The organism is Pseudomonas sp. A34-9, from assembly GCF_029543085.1.
Classification (GTDB): Bacteria; Pseudomonadota; Gammaproteobacteria; order Pseudomonadales; family Pseudomonadaceae; genus Aquipseudomonas.
Window position 1 is genome coordinate 1,622,479 of record NZ_CP119967.1, and the last position, 14,041, is coordinate 1,636,519.

Annotated in this window: 15 protein-coding genes; 9 read left to right on the top strand and 6 right to left on the bottom strand. The window is 58.6% G+C overall.

The features are described 5' to 3' along the window. Positions 1-86: 86 nt before the first annotated feature. Together P3G59_RS07230 and P3G59_RS07235 are read right to left on the bottom strand one after the other, a co-directional pair. Positions 87-908, bottom strand: a complete 822-nt coding sequence (locus P3G59_RS07230; protein WP_277761029.1) for an HDOD domain-containing protein — start codon at positions 906-908, stop codon at positions 87-89. Positions 909-943: 35 nt separating this feature from the next. After that, positions 944-1,885: a folate-binding protein YgfZ gene (locus tag P3G59_RS07235; protein WP_277761030.1), complete on the bottom strand. Its 942-nt coding sequence runs from the start codon at positions 1,883-1,885 to the stop codon at positions 944-946. Positions 1,886-2,035: 150 nt separating this feature from the next. Here P3G59_RS07235 and P3G59_RS07240 point away from each other — a divergent pair, with 150 nt between their 5' ends. Next, on the top strand, positions 2,036-2,290 hold the full coding sequence (locus P3G59_RS07240) for a succinate dehydrogenase assembly factor 2 (RefSeq protein ID WP_007911418.1): 255 nt from the start codon (positions 2,036-2,038) through the stop codon (positions 2,288-2,290). Further along, positions 2,274-2,726 (top strand): protein YgfX, encoded by a 453-nt coding sequence (locus P3G59_RS07245; RefSeq protein ID WP_277761031.1) that lies wholly within the window; start codon positions 2,274-2,276, stop codon positions 2,724-2,726. Before P3G59_RS07240 ends, P3G59_RS07245 begins: the two co-directional genes overlap by 17 nt. Here the strand turns inward: P3G59_RS07245 and nadB are convergent. Continuing rightward, positions 2,695-4,311, bottom strand: a complete 1,617-nt coding sequence (gene nadB, locus P3G59_RS07250) for an L-aspartate oxidase (RefSeq protein ID WP_277761032.1) — start codon at positions 4,309-4,311, stop codon at positions 2,695-2,697. The genes P3G59_RS07245 and nadB overlap by 32 nt on opposite strands. Before the next feature lie 558 nt (positions 4,312-4,869). Between nadB and rpoE the strand changes: the two genes are divergently transcribed. The 4 genes from rpoE (at position 4,870) to P3G59_RS07270 (ending at position 8,684) form a co-directional block, all read left to right on the top strand. Beyond that, positions 4,870-5,451, top strand: a complete 582-nt coding sequence (gene rpoE, locus P3G59_RS07255; protein WP_003172477.1) for an RNA polymerase sigma factor RpoE — start codon at positions 4,870-4,872, stop codon at positions 5,449-5,451. Between the two features lie 30 nt (positions 5,452-5,481). Further along, positions 5,482-6,069, top strand: coding sequence for an RseA family anti-sigma factor (locus P3G59_RS07260; RefSeq protein WP_277761033.1), 588 nt, complete (start codon positions 5,482-5,484; stop codon positions 6,067-6,069). 8 nt (positions 6,070-6,077) lie between these two features. Beyond that, positions 6,078-7,043: a MucB/RseB C-terminal domain-containing protein gene (locus tag P3G59_RS07265; RefSeq protein ID WP_277761034.1), complete on the top strand. Its 966-nt coding sequence runs from the start codon at positions 6,078-6,080 to the stop codon at positions 7,041-7,043. A 210-nt stretch (positions 7,044-7,253) separates the two neighbouring features. Continuing rightward, on the top strand, positions 7,254-8,684 hold the full coding sequence (locus P3G59_RS07270) for a DegQ family serine endoprotease (RefSeq protein ID WP_277761035.1): 1,431 nt from the start codon (positions 7,254-7,256) through the stop codon (positions 8,682-8,684). 81 nt (positions 8,685-8,765) lie between these two features. Here the strand turns inward: P3G59_RS07270 and P3G59_RS07275 are convergent, their stop codons facing one another. Continuing rightward, entirely contained in the window at positions 8,766-10,199 is a 1,434-nt protein-coding gene (locus P3G59_RS07275) for a M48 family metalloprotease (RefSeq protein WP_016984698.1), read from the bottom strand. Between the two features lie 98 nt (positions 10,200-10,297). Here P3G59_RS07275 and P3G59_RS07280 point away from each other — a divergent pair, with 98 nt between their 5' ends. Together P3G59_RS07280 and P3G59_RS07285 are read left to right on the top strand one after the other, a co-directional pair. Further along, positions 10,298-10,537: a sulfurtransferase TusA family protein gene (locus P3G59_RS07280; protein WP_277761036.1), complete on the top strand. Its 240-nt coding sequence runs from the start codon at positions 10,298-10,300 to the stop codon at positions 10,535-10,537. Between the two features lie 30 nt (positions 10,538-10,567). After that, on the top strand, positions 10,568-11,638 hold the full coding sequence (locus P3G59_RS07285; RefSeq protein WP_122600680.1) for an AI-2E family transporter: 1,071 nt from the start codon (positions 10,568-10,570) through the stop codon (positions 11,636-11,638). 137 nt (positions 11,639-11,775) lie between these two features. Here the strand turns inward: P3G59_RS07285 and P3G59_RS07290 are convergent, their stop codons facing one another. Then, positions 11,776-12,249, bottom strand: a complete 474-nt coding sequence (locus tag P3G59_RS07290) for a peroxiredoxin (RefSeq protein WP_007911395.1) — start codon at positions 12,247-12,249, stop codon at positions 11,776-11,778. A gap of 10 nt (positions 12,250-12,259) precedes the next feature. Beyond that, positions 12,260-12,820 carry a glycine cleavage system protein R gene (locus P3G59_RS07295; protein ID WP_007911394.1) on the bottom strand — a complete coding sequence of 187 codons (561 nt, stop codon included), beginning with the start codon at positions 12,818-12,820 and terminating at the stop codon, positions 12,260-12,262. Between the two features lie 330 nt (positions 12,821-13,150). Here P3G59_RS07295 and dapA point away from each other — a divergent pair, with 330 nt between their 5' ends. Beyond that, positions 13,151-14,029 (top strand): 4-hydroxy-tetrahydrodipicolinate synthase, encoded by an 879-nt coding sequence (gene dapA / locus P3G59_RS07300; protein ID WP_093438308.1) that lies wholly within the window; start codon positions 13,151-13,153, stop codon positions 14,027-14,029. The last annotated feature ends 12 nt before the right edge of the window (positions 14,030-14,041 follow it).

Sequence of the window (14,041 nt, forward strand, 5' to 3'; positions counted from 1 at the left end):
CCTTCGCGAGCAAGCTCGCTCCCACTTTGGAATGTATTCTCCTGTGGGAGCGAGCTTGCTCGCGAAGCGCGCGCCGCAGTCTCGGATCAGTAAAACATCGTCCGCGATTCTTCCAGATCTTCACACAGCGCTTTGTTCTCCGGATCAATCCCGAGCTTTCTGAACGCCGGCACAGTCAGCGGATCGATCCGCGCAAACGGGTGATCAGTGTTCTTGTGGCAATACAGACTGGCCACTTGCACCAGATCGACGTAATCAATGGCCGTCGAATCGCGCTTGAAATCCTGATAGCGCCCCGGCAACTCCACCAGACGTTCCGGAAACTCCCAGACCCGCAGGAGCTTGTCGCCCAGCAACGGATGAATGCGATCGATCACATGGTTGAGGCTGACCGGGTCCGACAGCAGTTCGTAGTGGTCTTCGGCGTAGGTCAGAATCGGCAGCACCCCGATCTGATGCACCAGTCCGCCGAGCGCCGCCTGATCGGGCTTGAGTTGTGTGTAGCGGCGGCACAGCGCATAACTGACCCCGGCAATTTCCAGGCTCTTGCGCCAGACTTCGCGCATCTTCTGCTCGACCACTTCGGAGCGGGCGTGGAAGATCTGCTCCATCACCAGGCCGATCGCCAGGTTGCTGCTGTAGTTGATGCCCAGCCGGGTGATGGCTGTGTGCAGGTCGGTGACTTCCTGTGCGGCGCGCAGCAGCGGGCTGTTGACCACTTTGATCAGGCGCGCCGACAGCGCTGTGTCCCGGCCGATCACTTTGCTCAGGTCGCTGACGCTGATTTCCGGGTCTTCAGCGGCCTTGCGAATCTGCAGGGCCACTTCCGGCAACGTGGGCAGAACCAGGTCATCGTTATCGATGGCCTCAACCAAATCCTGTTGGACCTTTTCCGCCAGTTCGCTCATTTAAACTCTCTAGGGTGTTGCAACAAATGCTGCGATCAGCGCTGGATTTCGCGGTCGCGATCCAGTTCGTAAGGCAGGTCGAGCAAGTGCAGCGCCGGGCCTTCGAGGGCACCCACGTGCAAATCGCCCGCTTCGGCAGCTTCGGCCTGTAACACCGCCAGGAGTTCAATGTTTTGCCCGGCATGGGCGGCCAGTACCACTTCGCCGACAGAGCTGTTGTGGCTAGGTGCGAACAACGGCGTGCCCGGCGCCGGCAACTCGGCAGCGTCCAGGCTCAGGCGGTACAGACGACGCTTGAGTTTGCCCAGGTACTGCATGCGCGCGACGATTTCCTGGCCGGTGTAGCAGCCTTTCTTGAAACTCACGCCGCCAACGGCTTGCAGGTTGAGCATCTGCGGGATGAACAGCTCGCGGGTGCTTGGCATGACCTGACCGATACCGGCACGGATCTGGCCCAGTAGCCATTGATTCAGCTCGGCTTCAGGCAGGGTTGCGGACAATTTGGCTTTTATCGCGTCAGCCTGATCGGCGGGTGCCCAGAGTTCGGCGCGATCGGGCGAGACGCGAATCGCGATCAGGCCTTCGTTACGCACGACGCTATCGGTTTCCGTTGGCAAATCGAGGCCCAGGCTGGTCAAGGCGTTGTCGCCATGGGCCAGGCCGAAGCGCACCCAGGCGGCGCTTTCATCGGTCAGTTTCGATTTGGAGAACACCGCGTACTTTTTCAGGTCCGCCAGTTGCGGCTCCAGCAACTCGCTGGCCATTGCCAGGACCACGCCGTCACCTTCGAGCAGAATGCGGAAGCTCGATTGCATCCGGCCTTTCTGCGTGCAGCGGGCGCCCAGGCTGGCGCGGCTGTCGCTCAGGTAATTGAGGTTGCAGGTCAACTGGCCTTGCAGGAATTTTCCGGCATCCGCGCCGCGTACCGCGAGAACGCCTTCATGAGACAGGGTGCAGAAAAAAGCAGAATCGGCCATGGGTCATCGCAGGGTAAATAGACTGGGGCACATCATAAGGGCGCGTTGTTGAAATGGGTAGTTGATAAAGGATCGGTGGTCCCCGACCAAAGCCGACTGTGCGACCTGTCTCGGGGCTGTATACTTGCCGCCAAATTTGAGGAGGGCTCCATGGTCGAACAAGTTGAACTGAATCGCCTCTTTTGGCACAGCCGTCGCGGCATGCTTGAGCTTGACGTGTTGCTGGTGCCATTCGTGCAGGAGGTTTACGCGACGTTGAACCAGGTGGATCGCGATCTGTATGTGCGTCTGCTGACGTGCGAGGATCAGGACATGTTCGGCTGGTTCATGGAGCGCAGCGAATCTGAAGACCCGGAACTGCAGCGCATGGTTCGCATGATCCTGGATCGTGTCCAGCCCAAGTAACACCTTCGAATGCCGCTGGCATGCCTCACGGCAGTTGCTGGCGGCGTATCTGTTGGCCCAGGCGTTCGCACTGGCTTCGTTGTTTCTGCTTTCTATTCCACTCTGGGCCAGTCTGCTCGGGGCTTTTGGCTGTCTGCTTCACGGATTATGGGTGTTGCCTCGACAGGTTCTGCTGAGTCATCCCAAGGCCTTTAGTGGATTACGCCGGGACGCCGATGGTTGGCAGTTGTGGAATCAGGCTGATGGCTGGCAATCGGTGCAACTGCGCCCGGACAGTCTCGCGTTACCGCTGATTGTGGTGCTGAGGTTCAGGTTGCGAGGGGAGCGGTGGGTCAGGTCGATCTGTGTACCGCGCGACTCGCAGACAGCCGATTTACATCGGCGCCTGCGAGTACGGCTCAAGTTCAGCCGACGTAGGTGGGCGGCACCAGAATAGTGTCGAGCGCCTCGGGCAGCATGTCGGGGTAGTCGAGCGTGTAGTGCAGGCCGCGACTTTCCTTGCGTTCCATGGCTGAGCAGATCATCAGTTCGGCCACTTGCGCCAGGTTGCGCAACTCGATCAGGTCACGGCTGACTTTATAGTTGCTGTAAAACTCGTCGATCTCGTCCAGCAGCAAGCGCACACGGTGCTGCGCTCGTTGCAGGCGCTTGTTGGTGCGCACGATACCGACGTAGTCCCACATGAACCGCCGCAGCTCATCCCAGTTGTGCGCGATGATCACATCCTCGTCCGAGTCGGTCACCTGACTGGCATCCCAGACGGGCAGGGCGCTTGGCGCGGCGACATCGTCCAGTTGCGCGAGGATGTCCGCCGCTGCCGAGCGCGCATAGACGAAGCATTCCAGCAGCGAGTTGCTGGCCATGCGGTTGGCGCCGTGCAGGCCGGTGAAGCTGGTTTCGCCGATGGCATACAGCCCCGGCACATCGGTGCGACCGTTCTGATCAACCATCACGCCGCCACAGGTGTAATGCGCGGCCGGTACGACCGGGATCGGTTGCCGGGTGATGTCGATGCCGAAACCGAGGCAGCGCTCATAAACAGTGGGGAAGTGCGTTTTGATGAAATCTTCGGGCTTGTGGCTGATGTCGAGGTAGACGCAGTCAACGCCCAGGCGCTTCATTTCATGGTCGATGGCGCGGGCGACGATGTCGCGCGGGGCCAGTTCGGCGCGCTTGTCGAAGCGATACATGAAGCGCTCGCCATTGGGCAACTTCAGATGTGCGCCTTCGCCGCGCAGGGCTTCGGTGATCAGAAAACTCTTGGCCTGTGGGTGATACAGGCAGGTCGGGTGAAACTGGTTGAATTCCAGGTTCGCCACCCGGCAGCCCGATCGCCAGGCCATGGCAATGCCATCACCGCAGGCGCCGTCGGGGTTGCTCGTATAAAGGTAGACCTTGGCGGCGCCGCCCGAGGCCAGAATCACGAAGCGTGCGCCGTAGGTGTCGACTTCGCCGGTTTTACGGTTGAGTACGTAAGCGCCGAGGCAGCGCTCGCCGTCCATGCCCAAACGTCGTTCGGTGATCAGATCAATGGCAACCCGCTGTTCCAGCAGTTCGATGTTCGAACGCTCTTTGGCTTGAGCCAGCAAGGTTTTGAAGATTGCCGCACCCGTAGCATCGGCCGCATGGATGATGCGTCGGTGGCTGTGTCCGCCTTCACGGGTCAGATGGAACTCGAATCCGCCATCCTCCGTGCCGGACTGATCGTCGCGGGTGAAGGGCACGCCTTGGTCGATCAGCCACTGGATGGCTTCGCGGCTGTGCTCGACGGTGAAACGCACGGCGTCTTCATGGCACAGACCACCGCCGGCGTTCAGGGTGTCATCAACATGGGATTCGACAGTGTCGGTGTCGTCGAGTACGGCGGCGACGCCACCCTGAGCCCAGAACGTCGAACCGTTGGCCAGATCGCCCTTACTCAATACAGCAATGCGCAAATGACCCGGCAGGGTCAGCGCGAGACTCAAACCGGCAGCACCGCTGCCTATGACCAGAACATCATGTTGGAATTGTTGGCTCATTACAGGATTCCGCTCAAAGCGACCCGGGTCGGGGGTGGCGCAAGACAGCTGGATCGGCGAGTCAAGACAGCCACACAGCCCACTAGTATATAGAGGGGTGGGGCGGCACAATAGCCGGGCCGATATGGCATTGTGAAACTACTGTGACGGGAAAATCCGGGTGCTTCGTCGGAAGTTTTTTTCACCCGATTGGGGAAAAGGCGACTGTATCGCTGCTGAAACAGGAATTTTCTGTCCAGAGTTGCCCAATGTCGGGTGGGCACGGCTATAAATAATTGGAACTTTTGCCAAAGGCCCAAGATCAATAGTCGGTGCCAGAAACAAGGGACGTGTCGGCTTCAGTGCAGAATCTGCGGTTGGATTCCTGCCCGGCGAAACCGATAACAAGATTATTCGCGCAGCCGGTTTATCCCGCGCTGCGTTTTTCGTGCGTGCCAAATCAGAGCCCGCAGGAAACTTGCCTTGAGGGGGAGAACTTTTGCGAAAAGCCCGAGTCTATGTTTGCAAGTCTGGTCGTTTAGTTATGCAAGTCTCCTCCGGGCTTATCGAGGAGTGTTCATGCTAACCCAGGAAGAGGATCAGCAGCTGGTCGAGCGCGTTCAACGTGGCGACAAGCGAGCTTTCGATCTGTTGGTGCTGAAGTATCAGCACAAGATTCTCGGGTTGATCGTGCGTTTCGTGCACGACACCCATGAAGCCCAGGACGTGGCTCAGGAAGCCTTTATCAAGGCGTATCGAGCACTTGGAAACTTTCGCGGCGACAGTGCGTTTTATACGTGGCTGTACCGTATTGCCATTAACACGGCGAAGAACTACCTGGTTTCACGCGGCCGTCGGCCGCCGGATAGCGATGTAAGTTCCGAGGATGCAGAGTTCTACGATGGCGATCACGGCCTCAAGGATCTCGAATCTCCAGAACGTGCACTGCTGCGGGATGAGATCGAAGGCACTGTCCATCGAACCATTCAGCAACTGCCAGAGGATTTGCGTACGGCGTTAACTTTACGTGAATTCGATGGTCTGAGTTACGAGGACATTGCGAGCGTCATGCAATGTCCGGTGGGTACCGTGCGCTCCCGGATTTTCCGCGCCCGGGAGGCCATCGATAAAGCCCTGCAGCCGTTGTTGCAGGAAAACTGAGACAGCGGCGACAGCCAAGAGAGGAACGCCATGAGTCGTGAAGCCCTGCAGGAATCGCTGTCCGCAGTGATGGATAACGAAACGGACGAACTGGAATTGCGTCGAGTGCTCAATGCACTGGATGATGTTGATACCCGTGAGACCTGGGCTCGTTACCAGATCGCTCGGGCAGCCATGCACAAGGATCTGCTGCTGCCACGTCTGGACATCGCTGCGGCAGTATCTGCTGCACTGGAAGACGAAACGGCTCCGGCCAAAGTATCGCGCAGCCCATGGCGCAACCTCGGCCGGCTGGCTGTTGCTGCCTCGGTGACTGTTGCCGTGTTGGCCGGTGTTCGCCTGTACAACCAGGACGAAATCGCTGGCGTCGAACTGGCTCAGCAATCCAATCAGCCAACTCTGGCGACCCCGCAGGTCAACGGCCCGGCTGTTCTGGCAGGCTATAGTGAGAGTTCGGAAGCCACTGGCCCGATGGCCAACGGCGTATTGCAAGGGCAGCCAGGCTGGCACGATCAGCGTCTGCCGGGCTACCTGCGTCAGCACGCTCAGCAGGCTGCGCTGAAAGGTACTGAAAGCGCGTTGCCATACGCACGTGCTGCAAGCCTGGAAAACCGTTAAGGAGGATCATGCGCGCCATACCTCTACTTTCGCTTCTGCTCAGTGGCTGGTTCATTGTTCCAGCCCATGCTGATGAGGCCCAGGACTGGTTAAGCCGTCTGGGCCAGGCCGAGCAGCAGCAAAGCTTTCACGGCACATTCGTTTACGAGCGTAACGGTAGTTTTTCTACCCATAACATCTGGCATCGCGTCCAGAATGGCCAGGTCCGTGAGCGTTTACTTCAGCTCGACGGTTCGGCGCAGGAAGTCGTGCGCATTGATGGACATACTCAATGCGTCAGCGGCACCCTGATTGCCGGGTTGGGGGATTCACCCAACTCAGGTGCTCGTCCTCTCGATCCGCAAAAGCTGAAAAACTGGTATGACCTCGCCGTCATCGGCAAGTCGCGCGTGGCTGGGCGGGACGCAGTGATTGTATCGCTGACGCCTCGCGATCAGCATCGTTACGGTTTTGAGTTGCATCTGGACAAGAAAACGGGCTTGCCGCTGAAGTCGTTACTGCTAAACGACAAGGGGCAGTTGCTCGAACGCTTCCAGTTCACCAGTCTTGATACTGATGAAGTTCCGTCGGACAAAGATTTGCAGGCTGACGCTGACTGCAAGGCGATTACTTTGGATAGCGACAAGGCTTCGGCGGTCAAGACCGCTCAGGTATGGCACTCTGAATGGCTGCCGCCGGGTTTTGAACTGACCAGCAGCACCTCGCACAAAGATCCGGAAACCAAGACCCAGGTCAATAGCTTGCTATATGACGACGGTCTGGCGCGATTCTCGGTGTTCCTTGAGCCGTTGAATGGCGCAACGGTTACCGATACCCGGACTCAACTTGGCCCGACCGTTGCTGTCTCCCGCCGCTTGACCACGCCTGAGGGCGAAATGATGGTCACCGTGGTCGGCGAGATCCCGATTGGTACTGCCGAACGAATTGCTCTGTCGATGCGTAATACCGATGGCACTGCAACCAGCAAGCAGTGAGCTGATTTCAGTCGTTACCACTTCTTTGTCGAGACGTAGATGAAATGTTTGCTGAGCATTTTCATTTGCAAATACCCTGGAAATTTTTTATAGGTCAGAGCCTCACGGCTCTGGCCTTGTTTGTTGTTGCCGGAACAAAAATGCCGGTCGGTGGTTTCCGGTGTTCCTTGCTCCATATCGCTTAACCCTGCTCGTCGTAACGGGAGCTGTATGTCGATACCAAGTTTGAAATCTTATCTCTCCATTTTCGCCACCGTGCTGTTGCTCGGTCAGGCTGTACCTGCTGCGCAAGCAGCCGATCTGCCTGACTTCACCCAATTGGTCGAACAAGCTTCGCCAGCCGTGGTGAACATCAGTACCACGCAGAAACTGCCGGATCGCAAAGTGAACCAGCAGATGCCTGATCTGGAAGGCCTGCCGCCGATGCTGCGCGAGTTCTTCGAGCGTGGCATGCCGCCTCAACAGCGCTCGCCGCGTGGTGATCGTCAGCGTGAAGCGCAATCGTTGGGCTCGGGCTTCATCATCTCTCCGGATGGCTACATTCTGACCAACAACCACGTGATCGCCGATGCCGACGAAATCCTCGTCCGTCTCGCTGATCGCAGTGAAATGAAAGCCAAGCTGATCGGCACCGACCCACGTTCCGACGTGGCGCTGCTGAAAATCGAAGGCAAGGATCTGCCGGTATTGAAGCTTGGCAAATCCCAGGACCTGAAAGCCGGCCAGTGGGTCGTCGCTATCGGTTCACCGTTCGGCTTCGACCACACCGTGACCCAAGGCATCGTCAGCGCCGTCGGTCGTAGTCTGCCGAACGAAAATTACGTGCCGTTCATTCAGACTGACGTGCCGATCAACCCGGGCAACTCCGGTGGTCCGCTGTTCAACCTGAATGGTGAAGTGGTCGGTATCAACTCGCAGATCTACACCCGTTCCGGTGGCTTCATGGGCGTATCGTTCGCGATTCCTATCGACGTGGCCATGGATGTGTCCAACCAGTTGAAGAGCGGTGGCAAAGTCAGCCGTGGCTGGCTCGGCGTGGTTATCCAGGAAGTGAACAAGGATCTGGCCGAGTCGTTCGGTCTGGATAAACCAGCCGGCGCGCTGGTTGCCCAGATTCAGGATGACGGCCCGGCAGCGAAGGGTGGCCTGCAAGTCGGCGACGTGATCCTGAGCATGAACGGCCAGCCGATCGTTATGTCGGCTGACCTGCCACATCTGGTCGGCGCACTGAAAGCTGGCGCCAAAGCCAACCTGGAAGTGATTCGTGAAGGCAAGCGCAAGAATGTCGAACTGACGGTTGGCGCGATCCCGGACGAAGACAAAGAGCTGGATGCGCTGCCGAAGTCCGGCACTGAAAGCACCAGCAACCGCCTCGGTGTTTCGGTGGGCGAGTTGACCGCCGAGCAGAAGAAAACCTACGACCTCAAAGGTGGTGTGGTGATCAAGGAAGTGCAGGACGGTCCTGCGGCCCTGATCGGTCTGCAGCCAGGTGACGTGATCACACACTTGAACAATCAAGCCATAGGCTCCACCAAGGAGTTCGGCGAGATCGCCAAAGCGCTGCCGAAGAATCGTTCGGTGTCGATGCGCGTTCTGCGTCAAGGTCGCGCCAGCTTCATCACCTTCAAGCTGGCTGAATAACCCAGCGGTAAGGTAAAAAAGAAACCGCCTCGAAAGAGGCGGTTTTTTTATGCCTGAAGCTTTTGTCCTGGCGGGTAACGGTCAGCCCATCATGTCCTTGATCATCCGCTCCTGCTCCATCAGTTCACGCTGACGGGCATCAATCCGCGAGGACAGCGGGAAGTTGCTGCCCGCCTTGCGCTTGGCGAAGTCCAGTTGCTGAATGGCCTGGCGGTAGTCGCCGACCAGTGCGAAGTATTCAGCGCGCGCCTGATGCAGGCCGATGATATTGCCCGACAAGCCACGAGTCTCGGCGACCTGATACCAGACGTCCGGATCATCCGGGCGTGACTTGAGTAACGCTTCCAGTGCCTTCTCGGCATCAGGCGCGCGATTCTGTTTCAGCAGCAGATCCACACGAACCTGATTCAGGGGATAGTTGCCCGGATATTGCGTGAGCATGCGGTCAACCCGCGATTGCGCATCCGGCAAACGATTATTGGTAATGTCCAGATCGACCTGCGCGAGGTTGTAGATGATTTCGTTTGGCGACGTGGCCAGCAATTGCTTGAGATTCTCGCGAGCCTCATTCAACTGGCCACCCTTGATCTGCGCAATTGCCAGACCGTAGCGCGCCACATCGTTTTTCGGATTCTCATCCAGCTGCGCACGGAAACGCTTGGCGCCCAGGCCCGGGGTTTCTTCGTAGATCAACTGCACGCGCGCGCGGATCAACTGATAGCGCTTGGAGTCTTCAATGCCGCCCGGTTTTGCCTGTTCAGCGCGGTTGCGGGTGTCGGCGATACGCGATTCGGTGACCGGGTGAGTCAGCAGGAATTCCGGTGGCTTGGCGTCGAAACGATATTGACGCATCAGGCGTTCGAACATGGTCGGCATCGAGCGCGGGTCATACCCGGCCTTTTCCAGGTTGAGAATGCCGATACGGTCGGCTTCCTGTTCGTTCTGCCGGGAGAAGGTCCGTTGCGATTGAATCGCCGCCGCCTGAGTGCCGGCGATGGTGGCGATACCGGCGTCACCGCCGCCGGCTGCGGCGATGACGATCCCGGCCAGCAGCGCGGCCATCATCGGCACCTGCATCCGCTGCGAAGCCTCAACACCACGAGCGAAGTGGCGTTGCGACAAGTGCGCCAATTCGTGCGCGAGTACCGAGGCGTATTCCCCCTCGGTCTGCGCATTGAGGAACAAGCCGCCGTTGACCCCGACCACACCGCCCGGCGCTGCAAAAGCGTTGAGCTGCGGGCTGTTGATCAGAATGAATTCAAGGCGCCGGTCAGTGACCTGGCTGGTCTCGACCAACTTGTACACGCTGGATTCGACGTAGTCTTTGAGCTGCGGATCGTTGAGCTGGGAAACCTGGCTGCGCAACATGGCCAGCCAGGCGCGGCCGAGCTGGTATTCCTGTTGCGGTGAGACAATGGCAGAACTGGCGTCGCCGAGTGACGGCAGATCGTCGGCAAAGCCTGGTGAGGCGAGCAGGCAAGCGAGCGTCAGCAGGGTAGGGCGCAGAAAAGTCATGCACAAAGCCTTAGAAGACAAAGACCTTACTGTAGCCGGACACCGGAGCTGCGACCAGATATTCTAGGCAGCTCGACGACCTGAACCGGAGTGACGCAATGACTGACGCTGTAGCCCATGACGTGGAACTGGACGCCAGTGGCCTGAATTGTCCGTTGCCGTTGCTCAAGGCAAAAATGGAACTCAACAAGCTCCACAGTGGCGCTGTCCTCAAGGTCATCGCGACCGACGCAGGCTCACAGCGCGACTTTCGCACCTTTGCCAAGTTGGCCGGTCATACGCTGCTGCGCGAAGAAGACGACGCCGGTGTCTACCGTTACTGGTTGAAAAAGGCCTGAAACCGACAGCGTTAAATCTAAGGATTATTGATGTTCAAAGTGTTACGCGACTGGATTCAGCGCTACTTCTCCGACGAAGAAGCCGTGGTGCTGGCTGTGCTGCTGTTTCTCGCCTTTACCGCGGTGCTCACGCTTGGCGGCATGCTTGCGCCGGTGTTGGCGGGGATGGTGCTGGCGTATCTGATGCAGGGCCTGGTGGTCACGCTGGAACGTCTGCGTGTGCCGGGCGGCGTCGCGGTAGGGTTGGTGTTTGCGTTGTTCATGGGCGTGCTGATGCTGTTTATCGTCGTGGTGCTGCCGTTGCTCTGGCATCAGTTGATCACGCTGTTCAACGAGCTGCCCGGGATGCTCGCCAAATGGCAGTCGCTGCTGTTGCTGTTGCCGGAGCGCTATCCGCACCTGGTGTCCGACGAGCAGGTTTTGCAAGCAATCGAAGCCGCGCGCGGCGAAATCGGCAAGTTCGGCCAGTGGGCGCTGACATTCTCGCTGTCGAGTCTGCCGCTGCTGGTAAACATCATGATCTATCTGGTGCTGGTGCCGATCCTGGTGTTCTTCTTCCTGAAAGACCGGGTCATGATCGGTGAGTGGGTGCGTGGTTATCTGCCGCGCGAGCGCGCGCTGATCACCCGGGTTGCGCAGGAGATGAACCGGCAGATCGCCAATTACATTCGCGGCAAGGTCATCGAGATCGTGATTTGTGGCGGTGTGACCTACATCGCTTTTGTCGCCCTGGGGCTCAACTATGCGGCGCTGCTGGCGTTGCTGGTCGGTGTGTCGGTGGTGGTGCCGTATGTCGGTGCCGTGGTGGTGACCGTGCCGGTGCTGCTGATTGCATTGTTCCAGTGGGGCTGGAGCGATCAGTTCATCTATCTGATGGCGGTGTACGGCATCATTCAGACACTGGATGGCAACGTGCTGGTGCCGTTGCTGTTCTCGGAGGCGGTCAACCTGCACCCGGTGGCAATTATCTGCGCGGTGCTGTTGTTTGGCGGGTTGTGGGGATTCTGGGGCGTATTCTTTGCGATTCCGTTGGCAACGCTGTTCAAGGCTGTACTGGATGCGTGGCCGCGCAAGGAGCCGGTGGTGGCGCCACTGCTGTAGCGATTGATCCAGATTTTGCAGGAAGGCTATTCGCGAGCAGGCTCGCTCCCACATTTGATCGATTCGCCCATGCGAGCACGGTTTAATGTGGGAGCGAGCCTGCTCGCGAAGGCGTCAGTAAAAATGACGCAAAACCATCAGGCTTTATTCAAATCCTGAGCAGCGGCCAGAACGGCATCCACATGCCCCGGCACTTTCACACCGCGCCATTCCTGACGCAGCACGCCGTCCTTATCAATCAGGAACGTGCTGCGATCAACGCCCAGGTATTCCTTGCCGTACAGCTTCTTCAACTTGATCACATCGAACAATTGGCAGACGGCCTCGTCCTTGTCACTGATCAGTTCGAACGGAAACTCCTGCTTGCATTTGAAGTTCTCGTGGGACTTCAGGCTGTCGCGGGAGATACCGAAAATCTCGGTATTGGCTGCCTGGAACGCGGCGTACTGATCACGAAAGCCCTGACCTTCAGTGGTGCAGCCCGGCGTGCTGTCCTTGGGGTAAAAGTAGATCACCACTTGCTTGCCCTTCAGGGCAGACAGGCTGACGGTCTGCCCGCTGGTGGCAGGTGCTTCGAAATCCGCAACCGGTTGGTCGATGACAACGGCCATGAAAGCTTCCTTACATTGGGTTTTGTGGGCGCCAAGGCTCGATCAGTGCATCCAGGTTCATCGCATCGGAGAAGTCGAGGAACTGGTCGCGCAGCCAGCTGATCTGGGTGCCGGCCGGCAGGGTTACGGTGAACGTGGCGTTGAGCATGGTGCCGCCGGTCTGTGGCGCCTGATACGTGTCGCAGGTGAGGTTTTCCAGCTCGACGTTGTGATCCATGAAGAACTGGCACAGCTCATTGATGATGTCCGGGCGATACGCCGAACTCACATAAGCCACGTACGGCAGCGCCTGCGGACGATTTTCCAGCGGCGCGCTGCGCACCACGTTGACGGTGAAAGCATGTTTCTTGGACAGGCCCGACAGGCTGCCTTCCAGGCGAGCGAGGGCGTCCCAGCTGCCGGAGACCTCAAGGATCAGCGCACTGCATTCGCCGTGGCGAGTCAGGCGCGAAGTAACCACGGCGCAGCGATTTTCATGGCTGGCGCGGCACAGGACGTTAGTCAGCTCCATGGGGTTGGCGCCAAGGGCACTGATGACAAGGAATTGTTCGCGAACTGTGGGGGTGGACATGCAGCATTCCTAAAGCGATGAGCGGTCGGTAGGTTTACGGGCGTTGGCTGCCGGGAAGCGCCTGTTCTGGCCATCCGAACTAAAGGACCCGGCAAGCGCTCGCGGCTCGCTCCACTATAGCGGGAGCGCGTCGATGCGACGCAGGAACGGGGTCTGGGAGGCCGAAAAGGGAGGCTGGAACCCGGCGTACAAGCTGATCAGTACCGATCAAAGTCTGAAGGGTAGCGAAAAGCGGCGCCAAGGGGAATGGCGGCAGCGCAGTACTTCGCTTGTGCAAGCATCTTGGCGCCAGTACCATTACCGCTCTCTTTTTCCGGCAGGAGCGGTTTCATGATTGCGGGCAGTATGGTGGCACTGGTCACTCCCATGGATGCACAAGGGCGTCTTGACTGGGACAGCCTCAGCAAACTCGTGGACTTCCATCTCAAGAACGGCACCCATGCCATTGTCGCGGTCGGTACTACCGGCGAGTCGGCAACCCTTGATGTAGAAGAACACATCGCCGTCATCAAAGCCGTGGTCAAACAGGTTGCCGGGCGCATCCCGGTCATCGCCGGCACCGGCGCCAACTCGACCCGCGAAGCCGTCGAGCTGACCCGCAACGCCAAGGAAGCCGGCGCCGATGCCTGCCTGCTGGTCGTTCCGTACTACAACAAGCCGACTCAGGAAGGTCTGTACCAGCACTTCAAGCACATCGCTGAAGCGGTCGACATTCCACAGATTCTCTACAACGTTCCTGGCCGTACGTCGTGCGATATGCAGGCCGAGACCGTGATTCGCCTGTCCACCGTGCCGAACATCATCGGTATCAAAGAAGCCACCGGCGACCTGAAACGCGCCAAAGCGATCATCGATGGCGTGAGCAAGGACTTCATCGTGCTGTCCGGCGATGATCCGACCGCCGTTGAACTGATCCTGCTGGGCGGCAAAGGCAACATCTCGGTGACCGCCAACGTCGCTCCGCGCGAAATGGCTGATCTGTGCGAGGCCGCGCTGAAAGGCGACGCCGACACTGCACGGGCGATCAACGAAAAACTGATGCCGCTGCACAAAGACCTGTTCATCGAAGCCAACCCGATTCCGGTGAAGTGGGCTCTGGTTGAAATGGGCCTGATGCACGAAGGCATCCGCCTGCCACTGACCTGGCTGAGCACACCTTGTCACGAAACGCTTCGCTCGGCCCTGCGCCAGTGCAGCGTCCTGGTTTAATTGAGGAAGTAC

Coding starts and splice junctions, on each gene's coding strand:
- P3G59_RS07230 (WP_277761029.1), bottom strand. CDS start 908: ATGAGCGAACTGGCGGAAAAGGTCCAACAGGATTTGGTTGAGGCCATC.
- P3G59_RS07235 (WP_277761030.1), bottom strand. CDS start 1,885: ATGGCCGATTCTGCTTTTTTCTGCACCCTGTCTCATGAAGGCGTTCTC.
- P3G59_RS07240 (WP_007911418.1), top strand. CDS start 2,036: ATGGTCGAACAAGTTGAACTGAATCGCCTCTTTTGGCACAGCCGTCGC.
- nadB (WP_277761032.1), bottom strand. CDS start 4,311: ATGAGCCAACAATTCCAACATGATGTTCTGGTCATAGGCAGCGGTGCT.
- rpoE (WP_003172477.1), top strand. CDS start 4,870: ATGCTAACCCAGGAAGAGGATCAGCAGCTGGTCGAGCGCGTTCAACGT.
- P3G59_RS07260 (WP_277761033.1), top strand. CDS start 5,482: ATGAGTCGTGAAGCCCTGCAGGAATCGCTGTCCGCAGTGATGGATAAC.
- P3G59_RS07265 (WP_277761034.1), top strand. CDS start 6,078: ATGCGCGCCATACCTCTACTTTCGCTTCTGCTCAGTGGCTGGTTCATT.
- P3G59_RS07270 (WP_277761035.1), top strand. CDS start 7,254: ATGTCGATACCAAGTTTGAAATCTTATCTCTCCATTTTCGCCACCGTG.
- P3G59_RS07275 (WP_016984698.1), bottom strand. CDS start 10,199: ATGACTTTTCTGCGCCCTACCCTGCTGACGCTCGCTTGCCTGCTCGCC.
- P3G59_RS07280 (WP_277761036.1), top strand. CDS start 10,298: ATGACTGACGCTGTAGCCCATGACGTGGAACTGGACGCCAGTGGCCTG.
- P3G59_RS07285 (WP_122600680.1), top strand. CDS start 10,568: ATGTTCAAAGTGTTACGCGACTGGATTCAGCGCTACTTCTCCGACGAA.
- P3G59_RS07290 (WP_007911395.1), bottom strand. CDS start 12,249: ATGGCCGTTGTCATCGACCAACCGGTTGCGGATTTCGAAGCACCTGCC.
- P3G59_RS07295 (WP_007911394.1), bottom strand. CDS start 12,820: ATGTCCACCCCCACAGTTCGCGAACAATTCCTTGTCATCAGTGCCCTT.
- dapA (WP_093438308.1), top strand. CDS start 13,151: ATGATTGCGGGCAGTATGGTGGCACTGGTCACTCCCATGGATGCACAA.